Origin of the sequence: Streptomyces sp. B1I3 (assembly GCF_030816615.1) — a bacterium.
Classification (GTDB): domain Bacteria; phylum Actinomycetota; class Actinomycetes; order Streptomycetales; family Streptomycetaceae; genus Streptomyces.
This window is the reverse complement of record NZ_JAUSYD010000001.1, coordinates 3,028,621-3,046,100: the sequence shown is the minus strand read 5'-3', so window position 1 is coordinate 3,046,100 and position 17,480 is coordinate 3,028,621. Positions and strand designations below refer to the sequence as shown.

Genomic DNA, 17,480 nt, shown 5'->3' with positions numbered 1-17,480 from the left:
TCCGACCTCTCTCCGCCACTCGCCGTGCTGCCTGTCGGCGTGAGCGTACGGCCGGAACGGGCGCCTGACCTGGGCCCACGGCACCAAAGGCGGGCCCAACTCCCAGGCGCCGATGAGGCGGCCCCGTCTCCCGCGTCCGTGCTGCCGGGGAGCCGGCTCCGGCAGTGCCGTCCGTCCGAGGCGGCCCGGTGGTCCGTGGCTCCGTCCGTCCGAGGCGGCCGGTGGTCCGTGGCCGGAGGGGCGATGGGCCGTCGGGTGGACATCGGGGCGGGTTGGGCCCCCGGGCCCACGACGTGAGCTTCTTCTGTCGCTAGCGTCACTTCCGTCACGGAGCAATGCCCGTCCCGGCACACCCCCCACGGTGCCGGGCCGGGCGGAGCCGTGGACGGATGCGGTCATAATCGGCCACATGCCCGAACTACAGGCGCGCTCCCGGTCGGCGGCGCCCCGCACCGACCGCCGCCACCGCGTCACAGCCGCGCTCACCGCCGCCGCACCCGCTCTGGGTGCCTACGCGGTCGTCCGGGCCGTCGGGCTCCTCGTCTTCTGGGCATCGGCCTCGGCCGCGGGGAAGGACGCCCCGCACCTGCTCGGCGGGCGGTGGGACTCCGTCTGGTACCAGCGGATCGCCGAGCACGGTTACGGCTACACCGCCACCCTGCCCGATGGCAGCCTCCATCCCGACCTGGCCTTCTTCCCGCTGCTGCCCGCCCTGGAACGCTCCGTCGCCGAGCTGACCCCTCTCACCGTCCAGGGGGCGGGGCTCCTCGTGGCCTGGACGGCCGGGCTGCTCGCCGCCTGGGGCATCTACGCCGTGGGCGCGAGGCTCCACGGCCGGCGGGCAGGGGTGCTGCTGGCCGCGCTGTGGGGGGTTCACCCGACGGCCTTCGTACAGTCGATGGCGTACACCGAGACCCTGTTCACCGGGCTCGCCGCCTGGGCGCTGTACGCCGTGCTCAGGGACCGCTGGATCGTGGCCGGCGCCCTGTGCGTACCGGCAGGGCTGACCCGCCCCTCCGCGGTGGCGCTCATCGCCGCGCTGGGCGTGGCCGCGGCCGCCGTGCTCGTACGGGAGTACCGGACGGCCGGTGGGCACGGCCTGCTGCGCCGCAACGCGCGCATGCTGCTCGGTGTTTGCCTCGCCCCGCTGGGGTGGCTGGCCTACGTGGTGTTCGTCGCCCTGCGCGAGAGCAGCCCGTTCGCGTACTTCGAGGTCCAGGCGCAGTGGGGCAACAGCATCGACGGCGGCCGGGCGCTGGCCGCGTTCATCGCCGGGCTGCCGCTCCCCGCCGCGTTCGGACTCTGTGCCGCCCTGGGGCTGCTGGGGTGGCTGGTGTTCCTGTGCGTACGGCAGCGGCAGCCGCTGCCCGTGCTGGTGTACGGCATCGCGATCGTCGTCGTCTCGCTGATCGGCTCCGGCTACTTCGGCTCCCGGCCGCGCCTGATGATGCCCGCCTTCCCGCTGCTCCTCCCACCGGCCGTCGCCCTGGCGGGGCCGCGTACGACGGCCCGCGCGGTGGTGACCCTCGGGGTGCTCGCCCTCGGCTCGGCCGCGTACGGTGCCTGGACGCTGCTGGGGGCGGGACCGCCCTGAGTGGGGCCGCCGGGCGACCTGGGCGCGGGAGGCCCGCGCTCAGCCGCGCCCCGGCCCGCCGTCCACCGAGGGGCCGTCCGGCCCGTCGCCGCCGGTCGCCGAGACGCGCACCCGGGCACCCGGCCGCAGCCCCCACTCCGCCATCGCCCCCGCTTCCGCCTCCACCACGTGGCGGGCGCGCAGCCGGGGAAGGCCGAGGCGGCCCGGCTTCATGGTCCGGACGGCCAGGACGCCGAACTCCCGGTCCAGGTAGGCCACGTCGATGGCGAACCGCATGCGGAACGTGTGCACGCTCCCGCACGGTGTGATCAGCAACGCCCCGTCGACCCCGTCCGTGCCGAGCAGTCCCCGCGCCCGCGCCCCGTACGAGGCCGCGATCCGCAGCGGCACCTCCTGGGTCCCCGCTCCCGTGCCGACCGTCAATATGCCGCTGCCGTTGCGCCATGTCCCCATGGGCACCGACCGTAGCCGCCGGAGCCGCACCATGGGTCCGGAACCGTGCGCGGTGGGCCCGTGGGCCCAAGACCCCGCCGCGCGACCGGATTAGGGTCGGGACCGTGGACGCCACACTGACTGCGGTCGCCGCGCTCTGGGGCGCCGCCACCGGACTGCTGCTGCCGCGTGCCGCGTACCGCTTCTCCGTCGAGCCCGAGGAGCCCTGGCGGGACGCCTGTCCGGCCGGGCACACGCTCACCGGGCCCGGCAGTGGCTGGCTCGGCGCGGCCCGGTGCCAGGCCTGCGCCGTGGCCGTCCCCTCGGCGTCCGGGAGCATCGCTCCCGAAGTGGGCGTACCGGCCGCACGCTACGCGCCCGCGGCGCTCGCCCCCGCCGCCACCGTGCTCGCCTGCACCGTCCTGGCCGCCGCCACCGGAGCCCGGCCCGAACTGGCCGTCTGGCTGCTGCTGACGCCCGTCGCCGTGCTCCTCGCCGTCGTCGACCGCCGGGTCCACCGGCTGCCGGACCGGCTGACGCTTCCACTGGCCGGGGCCGCCGCCCTGCTGCTGGGAGGCGCGGCCCTGCTGCCCGGCCACGCCGGATCCTGGACCTCGGCCCTGTCCGGCGGAGCCGCGCTCGGCGGCTTCTACCTCCTGCTCTTCCTGATCAACCCGAACGGCATGGGCTTCGGTGATGTGAAGCTCGCCCTCGGACTGGGCGTGGCGCTCGGCTGGTACGGCTGGACGGTGCTGTGCGCGGGCGGGTTCGCCGGGTTCCTGCTCGGTGCCCTGTACGGCGTCGGCCTCATGGTGCTGCGGCGGGCCGGGCGCAGGACCGGCATCCCGTTCGGCCCGTTCATGATCGCGGGAGCGCTGCTCGGCCTCCTGTTCGGTGGACTCGCCGCATGATCCTCACCGTGCGGCCAGGTGTGCGGGCCCGTGGATGCGCCTGTGCGGCGCACCGGCCCACCCGGGATATAGGGTCGCGCGCGCCTGTGCGGGCTGACACGATTCCGGAATGAGCGAACCGTCCCCCGCCGGGCCCGCCTCCGCCGCCGACTCCGACGCACGCTTCGAAGGCCTGGTCGCCGAGGCCGCCGCCGTGTCCGTGGACGGCTGGGACTTCTCGTGGTTCGACGGGCGGGCCACCGAGCAGCGGCCGTCCTGGGGGTACGCCCGTGCCATGGCGGACCGCATGACCCGTGCCCGGGCCGCGCTCGACATCCAGACGGGCGGCGGTGAGGTCCTCGCCTCGGCGGCCGTGCTGCCACCGCTGACGGCGGCCACCGAGTCCTGGCCCCCGAACATCGCGCGCGCCACGGCCCTGCTGCACCCGCGCGGCGCCGTCGTCGTCGCGGACGCGGACGAGCCGCCGCTGCCCTTCGGCGACCACGCCTTCGACCTGGTGGTCAGCAGGCACCCGGTGACGACCTGGTGGGAGGAGATCGCCCGGGTGCTGACGCCCGGTGGCACCTACTTCTCCCAGCAGGTCGGCCCCGCCAGCGTGTTCGAGCTCGTCGAGTACTTCCTCGGCCCGCAGCCGCCCGAGGCGCGCACGGCCCGCGATCCCCAGCGCGCCCGGACCGGCGCCGAGGCGGCCGGTCTGGACGTCGTCGACCTGCGGGCGGAGCGGCTGCGCATCGAATTCCACGACATCGGGGCCGTCGTCCACTTCCTCCGCAAGGTCATCTGGATGGTCCCGGGGTTCACCGTCGCGGCGTACCTGCCCCGACTCCGCTCCTTGCACCGCCTGATCGAGACCGAGGGGCCGTTCGTCGCGCACTCCACCCGCTTCCTGATCGAGGCGCGCAAGCCGAAGGACGGTTGACCGGAGTACGCCTGAGGGGCATTCACCTCTTGCGGACGCAACTGCACCACCTGCCCCACCGTCCTACTCACGGGTAGTGCGACCCTTGTGGTTGAGCGCACAACGAAGGAGCAGGTCATGACGGTGGGAAGGGAAACGTCCGGCGACGAGATGAGCCGGGGCCGGGAGGAGCGGCAGCCCGGCCGTCCGCGCCACGGCAACGCCGACTGGCTCACCGGCGCGCGCATCACCGCCGTCCAGGGCCTGTTCTACCGGCCGGAAGGCTGCACGGGCGAGCCGGAAGCCGTGGAATTCGTGCTCGCGGACGGCCAGTCGGTCCTCCTGACCTGTGCTTCCGACCGGTCACTGCGCATCACCTCCGGAGCCTGGCCCGCTCTCCCCGACTGGTGCGTCCCCGCGGGCCAGTGGCAGCTGGAGGAGCTGAGCCGGCTTCCGCCGCCGCCCTACGGCGGGGCGTGGACGGTCGTCGGGACCCATGAGACCCGCGACGGGCACGGCGAGGTGCGCGAAGCCGTGATCCGGTGCGAGAACGGCGACTTCGTGGTCAGCGGCGGGGACACGGTGGACATCCGGTTCGTCCGCCGCTGACGCGCCCGAAGGCCTACGCGTGCGCTCCCACCGTCACCTTTCCCACCGTCAGCCGCGCCGCACCCGCCGGCACCTCGCATGCGTGCCACCTGCTCCTCCAGCTCCCCGAGCCGTCCGGTGCGCAGGTCGGTCAGCGGCTCGACCGTCACCGCGATCCGCTTCCCCGCCGGCCGTCGGCGCCAGACCCCGGCGACCGTGCCGGCCACCGCCAGCACCGGGTCGTCGCCCGCCTGCCCGCCCGCCAGGGCGCGCTCGTACGCGGCGCCGGGGAAGAGCCGCGCGTTCACCTCGGCCCAGGTCACGCTCACGGTGCGGGTGCGCGTCGTCATGGGCCGAACGCAGAGCGGCGACAGGACAGAAACGGTCCTGTACGGCCGGCCGGCCGGGCCCCGGAAGAGCCGGGATCCGTGCCCGCAGCGCATTCCGGCGAATCCGGAGAGTGATTGTGGAGTGGCGTGGCACCCACCATCACTTACGAAGGGTTATGGTGGAAACCCCCCCTCGGGCCGGTCCGTATCCCCCCCCACGGACCGGCCCGTTTTTTTGTGCCCCCGCCCGGCACCGTCGACGACGGGTGTGCGGAGCGTGTGCGGACACGGTGCCGGCTCCGTGCCGGGCGAGGGGTCTCAGCCCCGGTTCGCCCAGATGTTGGTGCGCGCGGTGTCCACGGCGAAGGTGTCGATCTCCTTCAGTTCGTCCGCGGTCAGCTCCGGAGCGCCGAGCGCCGCCACGTTCTCCTCCAGCTGCTTCACGCTCGACGCGCCGATGAGGGCCGACGTCATGCGGCTGTCGCGCAGCACCCACTTGAGGGCCAGCTGGGCGAGCGACTGGCCGCGGCCCTGTGCGATGTCGTTCAGCCCCCGCAGGCGGCGCACCATCTCGTCGGACAGCAGGCCCGGGTCGAGGGACTTGCCCTGGCTCGCGCGCGAGCCCTCCGGGATGCCCGTGAGGTACTTGCCCGTGAGGAGGCCCTGGGCGAGCGGTGCGAAGGAGATGCAGCCCATGCCGGCCGCCTCCAGGGTGTCGAGGAGCCCGTCGGCCTCCACCCAGCGGTTGACCATCGAATAGGACGGCTGGTGGATCAGGGCGGGAACGCCCATCCCGCGCAGGATCCGGGCCGCCTCGGCGGTCTGCTCGGCGTTGTACGAGGACACGCCCGCGTACAGGGCCTTGCCCCGGCGGACGGCGGAGGCGAGCGCCCCCATGGTCTCCTCGAGCGGGGTGTGCGGGTCGAAGCGGTGGGAGTAGAAGATGTCGACGTGGTCGAGGCCCATCCGCCGCAGCGAGGCGTCGAGCGAGGACAGCAGGTACTTGCGGGACCCCCACTCACCGTACGGGCCGGGGTGCATCTCGTAACCGGCCTTGGTGGAGATGACGAGCTCGTCACGGTACGGGGCGAAGTCCTGCCGGAAGAGCTTGCCGAAATTGAGCTCGGCGGAGCCGGGCGGCGGGCCGTAGTTGTTCGCCAGGTCGAAGTGGGTCACGCCGAGATCGAAGGCGCGGCGCAGGATCGCCCGCTGGGAGCCCAGACTGCGGTCGTCGCCGAAGTTGTGCCACAGGCCGAGCGAGACGGCGGGGAGCTTGAGGCCGCTGCGGCCGGTGCGCCGGTACTCCATGGAGTCGTAGCGCGACGCGTCGGCGCGGTAGGAGAGGGAATCAGTCACGTTTCACTCCTTATCACGGACTTGTGACAGACCGGGTTGGGCCCCTGCGCCCCGCCCGCAGTAATGTGGCGGCTTCGGGACTTGCCGATCCGCGGCGCGCGAGCGCGGTGTGCGGACCGCGCGGCGCTCCCCCGGGGGACGACCCCCGACCCCCGGCGACGGGGAGGACGGGCCTCGGGCCCGTACGGAACCGAGAGGGTGAACTCAGTGAACTTGCGCGACCTGGTGTACGGGCTCTACGCACGCCGGGTGGAAGGCCGCCTGGACCACGCCCAGGTGCCCAAGCACATCGGAGTCATCCTCGACGGCAACCGGCGGTGGGCGAAGGCCTCCGGCGGTTCCGCCGTGCAGGGGCACCAGGCCGGGGCCGACAAGATCTCCGAGCTCCTCGGCTGGTGCAGCGAGACCGACGTGGAGGTCGTCACGCTCTGGCTGCTCTCCACGGACAACTTCGACCGGCCTGAGGCGGAGCTCATTCCGCTGCTCGGCATCATCGAGAACACCGTGCGCAACCTGGCGGCCGACGGGCGGTGGAGGGTCCACCACGTAGGCACGCTCGACCTGCTGCCCTCGCGGACCCAGACGGTGCTCAAGGAGGCCGAGGAAGCCACGGCCGGCATCGAGGGGATAATCGTCAACGTCGCCGTCGGCTACGGCGGACGCCAGGAGATCGCGGACGCGGTGCGATCCCTGCTGCTGGAGCACTCCTCCAAGGGCACCACCTTCGAGGAGCTCGCCGAGGTCGTCTCCACGGACCTGATCTCCGAGCACCTCTACACCCGCGGACAGCCCGACCCGGACCTGGTGATCCGCACCAGCGGGGAGCAGCGGCTGTCGGGCTTCATGCTCTGGCAGAGCGCCCATTCGGAGTACTACTTCTGCGAGGTCTTCTGGCCGGCCTTCCGCAAGGTCGACTTCCTGCGCGCCCTGCGCGACTACGCGGCCCGCCACCGCCGTTACGGCGCCTGAGTTCCCCCTTCTCCCACGGTCCCGCGGGCCGCTCCCGGCCGGCCGCCGGGGCCGGCCGGCCACCCGGCGGCCACGGTCCGTTCACCAGGACGCGTACACACCTTGTCGCAGGCAGCGGCATGGCTTCGCGTGTGAAAGGGCATATCCCTGTCAGGTCGACGTCCGGTCACCAACCAGGCGGACGTCGCAGCCAAGTGAGCGGCACCCAGCCCGCTCGCCCGGGAGGCCCTTTGCACACGAAGGCCCGCACACCGTGCGGCCGACGCGGAGGGCCGGTGTTCGGCCCGCGCACGGGGCCCGAACCCGGTCCGTCCTCTCCCTTCGGGAAGCTCCGCGACGCCCGTCGCACTCCCCGACCTCGTCCGAGGGGGTACGTCCTTCCGTGGTGACCAGCAGCAAGCGCCGCATGCCCGACAGGCGCACATACGTTCTCGACACCAGCGTCCTGCTGGCCGACCCCAACGCCATGGCCCGGTTCGACGAGCACGAAGTGGTGCTCCCGATCGTCGTGGTCACGGAGCTGGAGGCCAAACGGCACCATCCCGAGCTCGGATACTTCGCCCGGCAGGCACTGCGCCTGCTGGACGACTTCCGTGTCAGGTACGGCCGGCTGGACGCCCCGATCCCGCTCGGGGATCTGGGCGGGACGCTCCGCGTCGAGCTCAACCATTCAGACCCCGGCGTCCTGCCCGCCGGCTACCGGTTGGGGGACAACGACTCACGGATCCTCGCGGTCGCGCGCAACCTGCAGGCCGAGGGGTACGACGTCACGGTCGTCTCCAAGGACCTGCCGCTGAGGATCAAGGCGTCCTCGGTCGGCCTGCTCGCCGAGGAGTACCGCGCCGAGCTCGCCATCACCGACTCCGGCTGGACCGGGATGGCCGAGCTGACCCTCGCCGCGGAACAGGTCGACCTGCTGTTCGGCGAGGAGACGCTGTACGTCCCCGAGGCCGCCGAGTACCCCGTCCACACCGGGCTGGTCCTCCAGTCCGAGCGCGGCAAGGCGCTGGGCAGGGTCACGGCCGAGGGCAACGTCCGTCTCGTGCGCGGTGACCGGGAGGCCTTCGGGATCCACGGCCGCAGCGCCGAGCAGCGCATCGCCCTGGACCTGCTCCTCGATCCGGACGTCGGCATCGTGTCCATGGGAGGCCGGGCGGGCACCGGCAAGTCGGCCCTCGCCCTCTGCGCGGGCCTGGAGGCCGTGCTCGAACGCAGGCAGCACCAGAAGGTGATGGTCTTCCGGCCGCTGTACGCGGTCGGCGGACAGGAGCTCGGATACCTTCCCGGCAGCGAGGCCGAGAAGATGAGCCCCTGGGCGCAGGCCGTCTTCGACACGCTCTCGGCGGTCGCCGGACGCGAGGTCATCGAAGAGGTGCTGGGGCGCGGGATGCTGGAGATCCTGCCGCTCACCCACATCAGGGGACGCTCCCTGCACGACGCCTTCGTGATCGTGGACGAGGCGCAGTCGCTGGAACGCAACGTCCTGCTGACCGTGTTGTCCCGGATCGGGTCGAACTCGCGCGTGGTGCTCACCCACGACGTGGCCCAGCGGGACAACCTCCGCGTCGGCCGGTACGACGGAGTCGTGGCGGTGGTCGAGAAGCTGAAGGGCCATCCGCTCTTCGCCCACGTCACGCTGACGCGCTCCGAGCGTTCGCCGATCGCCGCACTCGTGACCGAAATGCTGGAGGAAGGCCACATCTGACAGGAAAGGTCCCATTGATGCCGCCCGGCGAGCCAAGGAGCTTAGCCGGGCGGCATCGTGTTGCGCCGTCATTTCCGAAAAAGAGGTGCTCCAAACGGGGTGTGAGCTTTAACACGCAACACAGAATTGCAACAAGCCGTGTCCGTCCGGCAGAGTCTTGCTTCCGTCAGGCCCCGCATACGGCACTTGGGCACCTCCAGAGGTGCCACGCACCACACAACTCAACAACCGCCGCCCGTATGCCGCCCGCGAGTACCACGCGGCACTTCCGCAAGGGAGTTGCCCACCGGGCCCGTGCCTCCCGTGACCCAAGCAGTAGGGAGGCCAGTGTCAGGGGCACGATTGCGCCCGCGAGGTCACCTAAGCGGGCGATGCTGGAAGGACACCGTGTGAGCCGGATTTCGGTCCGGGGGTTCGCCGTGGCATCTGCCACCGCGGTCACCACCGTAGGCGCCGTCGTAGGCGTTGCGTCGGGCAGCACTCCCGCTGTCGACGACAACAACTTCGAGGCGGCCGCAGCCGACACCACGCTGCTCGCAGACATCCCCGCGGGCCAGCAGGCCCAGGTACAGACAGCCTCGCTCACGCAGCAGGCGGACGCCCAGGCGTCCGCGGCAGACGCGGAGGCGAAGAGGTCGGCCGAGGAGACGGCCCGCATCCAGGCCGCCAAGGACGCCAAGTCCAAGAAGAAGGCGGCCGAGGAGAAGCTCCAGGCCGAGCGCGAGGCCCAGGAGAAGGCGGACGCCGAGCGCGCGAGCCGGTCCGCCATCCGCGACGCCTCGGCGTTCTCGGCACAGGGCTCCTACAGCGTGTCGGATGTCCAGGCGATGGCCCGCCAGATGATCCCCGGCGACCAGTTCCAGTGCTTCAGCAACATCGTGAACCACGAGTCGAGCTGGAACTACCAGGCGTCCAACGCCTCCTCCGGCGCGTACGGCCTCGTGCAGGCGCTGCCCGGCTCCAAGATGTCGTCCGCCGGCGCCGACTGGCAGACCAACCCGGCCACCCAGATCAAGTGGGGCCTCAGCTACATGGACGGCCGCTACGGCAGCCCGTGCGGCGCCTGGTCCTTCTGGCAGGCCAACCACTGGTACTAGGAGCCCCGCCGGCTCTCAGCCTCCCCGAAGCCCCGCACCGTCCTACGGTGCGGGGCTTCGCGTGTACGGTCGATCCGGACAGCTCCGGGGGCGTGGGGGGAGCAGGCGGGGGAAAGGGAACAGCATGTCAAGACTTCCGGGGTGGCTCGGTCGGCTGGGTGCCGAACTCACCGAGATCGGGGCGCGCCTGGAAGAGCGGCGCGCCGAGGACGACCGCCGTGCGGAGGAGGATCACGTCTCCTCCTCCACGCTGGCCACGGTCGCAGCCGAACAGGTGCCGCGCCCGCCCGCGTACGCGCCCGCCGTCGCGGCCAGGCCCGATCCGGTCGCCGCCATCCCCTGGGGGATGCGCGTCGCGGCCGAGGCGGGCTGGCGGCTGCTCGTCCTCGCGGGCACGCTCTGGGTGCTGATGCGGGTCATCAGCGCCGTGCAGCTGGTCGTCCTGGCCTTCGTCGCCGCACTGCTCGTCACGGCGATGCTCCAGCCGACCGTCGTGCGGCTGATGCGGCTGGGGCTGCCGCGGGGCCTCGCCACGTCGTTCACAGCGGTGCTCGGGTTCGTCGTCATCGGCCTCGTCGGCTGGTTCGTCGTGTGGCAGGTGATGGACAACCTGGACACGCTCTCCGACCGGGTCCGCGACGGCATCGACGAGCTGAAGCGCTGGCTGCTGGACAGCCCCTTCCACGTCACCGAGTCGCAGATCAACGACATCGCCAAGAACCTCAGCGACACCATCGGAACCAATACGGAGGAGATCACCTCCGCCGGCCTCCAGGGCGTCACCGTGATGGTGGAGTTCCTCACGGGTCTTCTGCTGGCGATGTTCTCGACGCTCTTCCTCCTGTACGACGGCAAGCGCATCTGGCAGTGGGTGCTCAAGCTCGTGCCCTCGCAGGCCCGCCCGGGAGTGGCGGGCGCCGGGCCGCGTGCCTGGCGGACGCTGACCGCCTACGTGCGGGGCACGGTGATCGTCGCCCTGATCGACGCGATCTTCATCGGGCTCGGCATCTACTTCCTCGACGTGCCGATGGCGGTGCCGCTCGCCGTCTTCATCTTCCTCTTCGCCTTCGTGCCCCTGGTCGGCGCCGTGGTCTCCGGGGCGCTCGCCGTGGTCGTCGCGCTCGTCACCCAGGGCGTGTTCACCGCCCTGATGGTGCTGATCGTGGTGCTGGCGGTGCAGCAGATCGAGGGCCACATCCTGCAGCCGTTCATCCTCGGCCGGGCCGTACGCGTCCACCCGCTGGCCGTCGTCCTCTCGGTCGCCGCGGGCGGGATGATCGCGGGCATCGGCGGTGCGGTCGTCGCGGTGCCCCTGGTCGCCGTGACCAACACGGTGGTGGGCTATCTGCGGTCCTACAGCCAGGAGCCGGCCCTGCGCCACGGCCCCGGCCCGCACGGCGCCACGGCGATCTCGGTGGCGCCGACGGCTCCGCCTGCCGACCGGCCCGCCCCCGGGCCGGCCGACGAGCCGGAGGACACCGCGGAGGATCCCGGCCCACGGGACGAGCCGCCCGCGAAGTGAGGCGGGAGCGGACGTAAGAAGGGCCCCGGGGACGGTCGGTCGTCCACGGGGCCCTTCTCGTGCAGGGGTTACTGCTCGGCGATGACGGCCTCGGCCTCGAGGGTCACGCCGACCGCCTGGATCACCGAAGCGATCTTGACGGCTTCCTGAATGGTCTCACGGTCGACGCCGGCCTTGCGCAGCACCTGCTCGTGGGAGTCCAGGCACTGGCCGCAGCCGTTGATCGCGGAGACGGCGAGCGACCACAGCTCGAAGTCGACCTTCTCCACGCCCGGCTTGCCGATGACGTTCATCCGCAGACCCGCACGGAGGTTCCCGTACTCGGGGTCCGACAGCAGGTGCCGGGTGCGGTAGAAGACGTTGTTCATCGCCATGATGGCGGCCGCCGACTTCGCCGCGGTGTACGCCTCGGCGGAGAGGTTGGCCTTGGCCTCCGGCTCCAGCTCGCGCAGCACCTGCGGCGAGCGCGAGGCGATCGCGCAGGCCAGGACGGTGCCCCAGAGCTGCTGCTGGGGGAGCTCGCTGTTGCCGATGACCGAACCGAGGTTCAGCTTCAGGTCCTTGGCGAAGTCCGGTACGGCGGACTTCAGTTCGTCGAGAGCCATGTCCGTATCAGCTCACTCGCCCGAGAGGAGCGCGACCGGGTCGAGGGTGTTCTCGCCCTTGGTCCAGTTGCACGGGCACAGCTCGTCGGTCTGCAGGGCGTCGAGGACCCGCAGGACCTCCTTGGGGTTACGGCCCACGGAACCGGCGGTCACCATCGTGAACTGGATCTCGTTGTTCGGGTCGACGACGAAGACGGCGCGCTGGGCGAAGCCGTCCTCGCCCTCGATGCCGAGCTCACGCATGAGCTCGTGCTTCGAGTCGGCCATCATCGGGAACGGCAGGTCGGTCAGGTCCGGGTGGTCCTTGCGCCAGGCGTGGTGCACGAACTCGGAGTCGCCGGAGAAGCCGAGGATCTGGGCGTCACGGTCGGCGAACTCGTCGTTCAGCTTGCCGAAGGCGGCGATCTCGGTGGGGCACACGAAGGTGAAGTCCTTCGGCCACGCGAAGACGACCTTCCACTGACCCTCGTAGGTCTTGTGGTTGATCTGCTCGAACTCCTTGCCGCTCTCCAGCGACACACAAGCGGTCAGGTCGAACTCGGGGAACTTGTCACCGACAGTGAGCACGCGCACTCCTTGCTGCATAGGACGTCCCTTTTTGGGGGGCTTCCTGGGGGGTTGGACTGCGTCTACCTTGGCACAGAGTGCATTGATCACGGAAATAGCTACACTTGGGCGTGGTGATCGGAGGTACCTATCAGTGACGTATGTAAATCAGCCGAATAGGCCCAAGCAGCCCAGCCTCTCCCAGCTGCGCGCCTTCGCCGCCGTGGCGGACCATCTGCACTTCCGGGACGCGGCGGCAGCAATCGGGATGAGTCAGCCGGCACTCTCCGGAGCCGTGTCCGCGCTGGAGGTGGCACTGGGTGTCCAGCTCATCGAGCGTACGACGCGCAAGGTACTGCTCTCACCCGCGGGGGAGCGGCTGGCGCTGCGGGCCCATGCGGTACTGGAGGCCGTCGGCGAGTTCATGGAGGAGGCCGAGGCCGTGCGCGCGCCCTTCACCGGCGTGCTCAGGCTCGGGGTGATCCCGACCGTCGCGCCCTACCTCCTGCCGACCGTGCTCAGGCTGGTCCACGAGCGCTATCCGGAGCTCGACCTCCAGGTCCACGAGGAACAGACGTCCTCACTGCTGGACGGGCTGGCGGCCGGCCGGCTGGACCTGCTGCTGCTCGCCGTGCCGCTCGGGGTGCCGGGGGTCACCGAACTTCCCCTGTTCGACGAAGACTTCGTCCTGGTGATGGAGCAGGGGCACCCGCTGGGCGGGCGCGAGGACGTCCCGCGCGAGACACTGCGGGACCTGCCGTTGCTGCTGCTCGACGAGGGCCACTGCCTGCGCGACCAGGCGCTGGACATCTGCCGGGAGGCGGGGCGCACCCAGGGGGCGCCGGTGACGACGACCGCCGCGGGACTGTCCACCCTGGTGCAGCTGGTCGCGGGCGGCCTCGGGGTGACCCTGCTGCCGCGTACGGCGGTGACGGTGGAGACCGGGCGCAACGACGCGCTGTCCACCGGGTACTTCACGGATCCGGCCCCCTCGCGACGGGTGGCGCTGGCCGTACGCACGGGAACGGCACGGCACGAGGAGTTCGAACTGTTCGCGGCCGCGCTGCGCGGCGCCATGGGGTCGCTGCCGGTGCGGGTGGCGGAGGGCGGATGAGCGCGGTCCGGGCTCAGGGCCCGGACCGCGCCCCCTGTCACTCCGCGCGCAGACCTACCTCGCATGTATACGGACCGCCATCGAACTCGGCGGCCCCTGGTCCGGAGTCCCGGACCAGGGCTATGCGTCGGTTCCGGGCTCTAGGGGTGGCGCCTTCGGCGGGCGCCCGCGGCGCGGGATGGGCGCGGCGCCCCCCGGCAGCCGCCCCGCCTCCGCCAGTGCCCGCCTCAGCAGGAACTCGATCTGGGCGTTCGCGCTGCGCAGCTCGTCCGAGGCCCACCGGGCCAGCGCGTCGTGCACCGCGGGATCGAGCCGCAACAGCATCTGCTTGCGCTGCTGCGGCCCGCGCCGGGGCCCGCCGGTGGCAGGGGCGGTGTCGTCCGTCACTGGTAGAGCGTGCCCGTGTTCAGGACCGGCTGGGCGGCGCGGTCCCCGCACAGCACCACCATCAGGTTGCTGACCATCGCCGCCTTGCGCTCGGAGTCGAGCTCGACGATGTCCTGCTCCGCGATCCGGGTCAGCGCCATCTCGACCATGCCGACCGCGCCCTCGACGATCTGCTGGCGGGCCGCGACGACCGCCCCGGCCTGCTGGCGCTGGAGCATCGCCGAGGCGATCTCGGGGGCGTACGCGAGGTGGCTGAAACGCGACTCGATGATCAGGACGCCGGCCGCCTGCACCCGTGCGGTGAGCTCGACCGCCAGCTTCTCGGTGATCTCCTCCGCGTTCCCGCGCAGCGAGAGGCCGCCCTCCTCGTGGGCGTCGTACGGGTACTCGATCGCGATGTGCCGGACGGCCGCCTCGGTCTGGGTGGCGACGAACTCCAGGAAGTCGTCGACCTCGAAGAGCGCCTGCGCGGTGTCCTCGACCTTCCAGACGACGATCGCGGCGAGCTCGATGGGGTTCCCGTAGGCGTCGTTGACCTTCAGGACGGCCGTCTCGTGGTTGCGGACCCGGGTGGAGATCTTGCGGCTGGAGGTCAGCGGGTTGATCCAGCGCAGGCCGTCCGCGCGAATGGTGCCGACGTACCTGCCGAAGAGCTGGATGACCCGGGCCTCGCCGGGAGCGACCATCTTCACACCGCTCATGCAGAAGAGCGAGGCGATGAAGAGCAGCAGGCCGAGGACGAAGACCGGGATGCCGATGCCGTTGTGGCCGTTGGAGCCGATCACGCCGCCCACGACGGCCAGTCCTACGCCCAGGAACACCCCGAGGACGGTCAGCAGCAGCCCGAGGCCGCCGGGGATGGAGTGGGCCGTCGTCTCCCTGACCTGCGGAGCGGGCATCTCGGGGGCGTCCGGCGTCAGGTCGGCGCCGGGGTCGGTGGTGCCGGGTCGGTCGTGAGGTGCGGACATGGGGTCCCCCGTTTCGTGCGGTGCATCACCGCGCTAGCAATGTGATAACACATTATCTGTTCTCACAACCTTGCGCACCCCTGGTGAGTCGGTTCCATAGGGGTGGGTGCTGATTGTCACGTCCGGAAAAGACCGGATCGCCTGCCTTTTGTCCACGCCTTCGGTGTTAGCTGGCAGGTCCGAGCGAAGCGGTTCGAGCAGAGGAACAGGAGCACCACAGCGATGGGTCGAGCGGATGCGCGACGAGCTGCCAGGAGCGGCGGCATACGCCGGCTCTTCACCTGGCGGAGGATGCTGGGCACCTTCTTCGGGCTCTGCCTGCTCGTGGTGGGCGCCTTCGGGGCGCTCTACCTGTACGTGGACGTGCCGGCGGCCAACGCCCAGGCCGAGAAGCAGAGCAACGTCTACGAGTACAGCGACGGCACGCTCCTCGCCCGTACCGGTTCCGGGGTCAACCGGGAGATAGTCGACCTGGACGTCGTACCCAAGAAGGTCCAGCACGCCTTCGTCGCCGCCGAGAACAAGTCCTTCTACCGGGACCAGGGCGTCGACCTCAAGGGCACGACGCGCGGACTGCTCAACACGCTGACCGGCAAGGGCAAGCAGGGCGGCTCCACGATCACGCAGCAGTACGTGAAGAACTACTACCTCACGCAGGACCAGACGGTCACCCGCAAGCTCAAGGAGCTGGTGATCTCGCTCAAGGTCGACCAGCGCACGAAGAAGGACGACATCCTCGCCGGCTACCTCAACACCGTGTACTACGGACGCGGCGCGAGCGGCATCCAGGCGGCGGCGCAGGCCTACTACGGGGTCGACGCCAAGGACCTCGACGTCTCCCGGGGCGCCTACCTCGCGGCGCTGCTCCAGGCGCCCAGCCAGTACGACTGGGCGGTCGCCTCGCCGACCGGCAAGAAGCTGGTCAAGGAACGCTGGGCCTACACGCTGGACAACATGGTCGACGAGGGATGGCTGGACAAGGCGGAGCGCGCGAAGCTGACGTTCCCCGTCCCGCAGCCCCCGAAGGCCGCCCCCGGCATGGAGGGCCAGACCGGTTACCTCGTCGAGGCGGCCAACCAGGAGATGGCGCGCCAGGGCATCACCGAGGAGATGCGCGAGGCCGGCGGCTGGACGGTCACCCTCAACATCGACAAGAAGAAGCAGAAGCAGCTCGAGAAGTCGGTCGACCGCGAGCTGGAGAACCAGCTGGACCGCAAGAGCAACCAGGTCGACGCGACCGTCCAGGCGGGCGCCACGTCCGTGGACCCGAAGACGGGCAAGGTGCTCGCGCTCTACGGCGGCGTGGGCGCCACCGAGCACTACATATCCAACGCCACCCGCCGGGACTACCAGCCCGCCTCCACCTTCAAGCCGCTCGTGCTCGCCTCGGCACTGGAGAACGGCTCGACCACCCAGGACGGCGACCTGATCGGCCTCGACACGGTCTACGACGGCACCAGCAGGCGCCCCGTGGTCGGCAGCGACGTCCCGTACGCCCCGCAGAACGAGGACGACATCAGCTACGACAGCCCGACCGTCCGGACGGCGATGGACAAGTCCATCAACTCCGTCTTCGCGCAGATGGTCGTGGACGTCACCCCCTCCGCCGTGAAGAAGACCGCGCTGGCCATGGGCGTACCGGACAGGAACTTCCCCGAGACGCCCTCGCTGACCCTCGGCACCATGAACGCCTCGACGTGGGACATGGCCGGGGTGTACGCCACGCTGGACAACCACGGCAGGAAGGTCACCCCGACCATCGTCAAGTCCGCGGTGCACCGTGACCGCGTCATGGAGCCCGTGGACGGTACCGGCAGCCAGGTGATCAGCCGGGCCTCCGCCGACACCGTGACCGACGCGCTGACCGAGGTCGTGGACATGGGATCCGGTCACGAGGCGAACACCCCGGCCTACGACGCCGCCGGCAAGACCGGAACGGCGGAGGAGAACAAGGCGGCGTGGTTCGCCGGCTATACCCCCGAGCTCACGACGGTCGTCGCCCTGTACGGCGAGTCCCCCAAGGGCGGTACGCAGGTCAGCCTCACCGGCACGGCCAACTCCGGCCGGGCCAACGGAGGCGGCTTCCCGGCCAGGATCTGGGCGGACTACACCCTGGGAGCACTCGGCGGCGGCTCCGACGCGACCTTCGACCTGGAGGGCGTGGAACGCGGTGAGACGACGGTGACCGAGAGCCCTTCCACCACGCCTCCGGAGACCGAGTCACCGGAGGCGACCCCGTCGAAGGAGCCGGAGACGACGCCCTCGCAGACTCCGAGTGAGACCCCGGGTGAGGAGTCGCCGCCGGCCGAGGAGACGCCCAGCGAGTCGCCCTCCGGGACACCGAGCGAATCGCCCAGTTCCGAGGGACCCGACGAGGACCGGCCGCCGGGCGAGCGCCCGGGCAGCGACACCGGCCTGCTGGGGCAGTGAGCGCGCGGGAGGGGCGGTGCCGTCCGGCA

16 protein-coding genes and 1 pseudogene are annotated in these 17,480 nt (G+C 71.1%); 10 read left to right on the top strand and 7 right to left on the bottom strand.

Annotated features, from left to right (window positions below; translation table 11 throughout):
- The first annotated feature begins 409 nt into the window (after window positions 1–409).
- On the top strand, window positions 410–1,594 hold the full coding sequence (locus tag QFZ58_RS13770) for a hypothetical protein (protein ID WP_307125219.1): 1,185 nt from the start codon (window positions 410–412) through the stop codon (window positions 1,592–1,594).
- A 39-nt stretch (window positions 1,595–1,633) separates the two neighbouring features.
- Here the strand turns inward: QFZ58_RS13770 and QFZ58_RS13765 are convergent, their stop codons facing one another.
- A complete protein-coding gene (locus tag QFZ58_RS13765; RefSeq protein ID WP_307125218.1) occupies window positions 1,634–2,047 on the bottom strand; it encodes a DUF192 domain-containing protein in 414 nt (137 codons plus the stop codon).
- Between the two features lie 104 nt (window positions 2,048–2,151).
- Here QFZ58_RS13765 and QFZ58_RS13760 point away from each other — a divergent pair, with 104 nt between their 5' ends.
- The 3 genes from QFZ58_RS13760 to QFZ58_RS13750 all read left to right on the top strand — a co-directional run bounded on the left by QFZ58_RS13760 (window position 2,152) and on the right by QFZ58_RS13750 (window position 4,444).
- Window positions 2,152–2,937 (top strand): A24 family peptidase, encoded by a 786-nt coding sequence (locus QFZ58_RS13760; RefSeq protein WP_307125217.1) that lies wholly within the window; start codon window positions 2,152–2,154, stop codon window positions 2,935–2,937.
- A gap of 109 nt (window positions 2,938–3,046) precedes the next feature.
- Window positions 3,047–3,856 (top strand): class I SAM-dependent methyltransferase, encoded by an 810-nt coding sequence (locus QFZ58_RS13755; protein WP_307125216.1) that lies wholly within the window; start codon window positions 3,047–3,049, stop codon window positions 3,854–3,856.
- 117 nt (window positions 3,857–3,973) lie between these two features.
- Window positions 3,974–4,444: a hypothetical protein gene (locus tag QFZ58_RS13750; protein WP_307125215.1), complete on the top strand. Its 471-nt coding sequence runs from the start codon at window positions 3,974–3,976 to the stop codon at window positions 4,442–4,444.
- A 13-nt stretch (window positions 4,445–4,457) separates the two neighbouring features.
- On the opposite strand, the pseudogene QFZ58_RS13745 reads toward QFZ58_RS13750, so the two are convergent.
- Both QFZ58_RS13745 and mgrA read right to left on the bottom strand, forming a co-directional pair.
- Window positions 4,458–4,722 (bottom strand): annotated as a pseudogene (locus QFZ58_RS13745) (DNA glycosylase AlkZ-like family protein); the annotation flags it as partial.
- Window positions 4,723–5,070: 348 nt separating this feature from the next.
- The gene (gene mgrA / locus QFZ58_RS13740; RefSeq protein ID WP_307125214.1) at window positions 5,071–6,108 is read right to left on the bottom strand and encodes an L-glyceraldehyde 3-phosphate reductase; all 1,038 of its coding nucleotides are present in this window, start codon (window positions 6,106–6,108) and stop codon (window positions 5,071–5,073) included.
- Between the two features lie 207 nt (window positions 6,109–6,315).
- Between mgrA and QFZ58_RS13735 the strand changes: the two genes are divergently transcribed.
- The 4 genes from QFZ58_RS13735 (at window position 6,316) to QFZ58_RS13720 (ending at window position 11,401) form a co-directional block, all read left to right on the top strand.
- Window positions 6,316–7,077 (top strand): isoprenyl transferase, encoded by a 762-nt coding sequence (locus QFZ58_RS13735; RefSeq protein ID WP_307128855.1) that lies wholly within the window; start codon window positions 6,316–6,318, stop codon window positions 7,075–7,077.
- A gap of 382 nt (window positions 7,078–7,459) precedes the next feature.
- On the top strand, window positions 7,460–8,782 hold the full coding sequence (locus QFZ58_RS13730) for a PhoH family protein (protein WP_307125213.1): 1,323 nt from the start codon (window positions 7,460–7,462) through the stop codon (window positions 8,780–8,782).
- A gap of 389 nt (window positions 8,783–9,171) precedes the next feature.
- The gene (locus QFZ58_RS13725) at window positions 9,172–9,879 is read left to right on the top strand and encodes a lytic transglycosylase domain-containing protein (RefSeq protein WP_307125212.1); all 708 of its coding nucleotides are present in this window, start codon (window positions 9,172–9,174) and stop codon (window positions 9,877–9,879) included.
- A 124-nt stretch (window positions 9,880–10,003) separates the two neighbouring features.
- Window positions 10,004–11,401, top strand: coding sequence for an AI-2E family transporter (locus QFZ58_RS13720; protein WP_307125211.1), 1,398 nt, complete (start codon window positions 10,004–10,006; stop codon window positions 11,399–11,401).
- Window positions 11,402–11,469: 68 nt separating this feature from the next.
- Here QFZ58_RS13720 and QFZ58_RS13715 read toward each other — a convergent pair whose 3' ends face one another.
- The gene (locus QFZ58_RS13715) at window positions 11,470–12,006 is read right to left on the bottom strand and encodes an alkyl hydroperoxide reductase (protein ID WP_307125210.1); all 537 of its coding nucleotides are present in this window, start codon (window positions 12,004–12,006) and stop codon (window positions 11,470–11,472) included.
- 12 nt (window positions 12,007–12,018) lie between these two features.
- The gene (locus QFZ58_RS13710) at window positions 12,019–12,573 is read right to left on the bottom strand and encodes a peroxiredoxin (RefSeq protein ID WP_307125209.1); all 555 of its coding nucleotides are present in this window, start codon (window positions 12,571–12,573) and stop codon (window positions 12,019–12,021) included.
- 133 nt (window positions 12,574–12,706) lie between these two features.
- On the opposite strand from QFZ58_RS13710, the gene QFZ58_RS13705 reads away from it, so the two are divergent.
- Window positions 12,707–13,666 carry a hydrogen peroxide-inducible genes activator gene (locus QFZ58_RS13705; RefSeq protein WP_307125208.1) on the top strand — a complete coding sequence of 320 codons (960 nt, stop codon included), beginning with the start codon at window positions 12,707–12,709 and terminating at the stop codon, window positions 13,664–13,666.
- Window positions 13,667–13,786: 120 nt separating this feature from the next.
- Here QFZ58_RS13705 and QFZ58_RS13700 read toward each other — a convergent pair whose 3' ends face one another.
- Together QFZ58_RS13700 and QFZ58_RS13695 are read right to left on the bottom strand one after the other, a co-directional pair.
- Window positions 13,787–14,053, bottom strand: a complete 267-nt coding sequence (locus QFZ58_RS13700; RefSeq protein WP_307125207.1) for a hypothetical protein — start codon at window positions 14,051–14,053, stop codon at window positions 13,787–13,789.
- Window positions 14,050–15,021: an SPFH domain-containing protein gene (locus QFZ58_RS13695; protein WP_307125206.1), complete on the bottom strand. Its 972-nt coding sequence runs from the start codon at window positions 15,019–15,021 to the stop codon at window positions 14,050–14,052. The genes QFZ58_RS13700 and QFZ58_RS13695 overlap by 4 nt, the downstream gene beginning before the upstream one ends.
- A 222-nt stretch (window positions 15,022–15,243) precedes the next feature.
- Between QFZ58_RS13695 and QFZ58_RS13690 the strand changes: the two genes are divergently transcribed.
- Window positions 15,244–17,451, top strand: coding sequence for a transglycosylase domain-containing protein (locus QFZ58_RS13690; RefSeq protein ID WP_307125205.1), 2,208 nt, complete (start codon window positions 15,244–15,246; stop codon window positions 17,449–17,451).
- Window positions 17,452–17,480: the final 29 nt, after the last annotated feature.

Coding starts and splice junctions, on each gene's coding strand:
- QFZ58_RS13770 (WP_307125219.1), top strand. CDS start 410: ATGCCCGAACTACAGGCGCGCTCCCGGTCGGCGGCGCCCCGCACCGAC.
- QFZ58_RS13765 (WP_307125218.1), bottom strand. CDS start 2,047: ATGGGGACATGGCGCAACGGCAGCGGCATATTGACGGTCGGCACGGGA.
- QFZ58_RS13755 (WP_307125216.1), top strand. CDS start 3,047: ATGAGCGAACCGTCCCCCGCCGGGCCCGCCTCCGCCGCCGACTCCGAC.
- QFZ58_RS13750 (WP_307125215.1), top strand. CDS start 3,974: ATGACGGTGGGAAGGGAAACGTCCGGCGACGAGATGAGCCGGGGCCGG.
- QFZ58_RS13720 (WP_307125211.1), top strand. CDS start 10,004: ATGTCAAGACTTCCGGGGTGGCTCGGTCGGCTGGGTGCCGAACTCACC.
- QFZ58_RS13715 (WP_307125210.1), bottom strand. CDS start 12,006: ATGGCTCTCGACGAACTGAAGTCCGCCGTACCGGACTTCGCCAAGGAC.
- QFZ58_RS13695 (WP_307125206.1), bottom strand. CDS start 15,021: ATGTCCGCACCTCACGACCGACCCGGCACCACCGACCCCGGCGCCGAC.
- QFZ58_RS13690 (WP_307125205.1), top strand. CDS start 15,244: ATGGGTCGAGCGGATGCGCGACGAGCTGCCAGGAGCGGCGGCATACGC.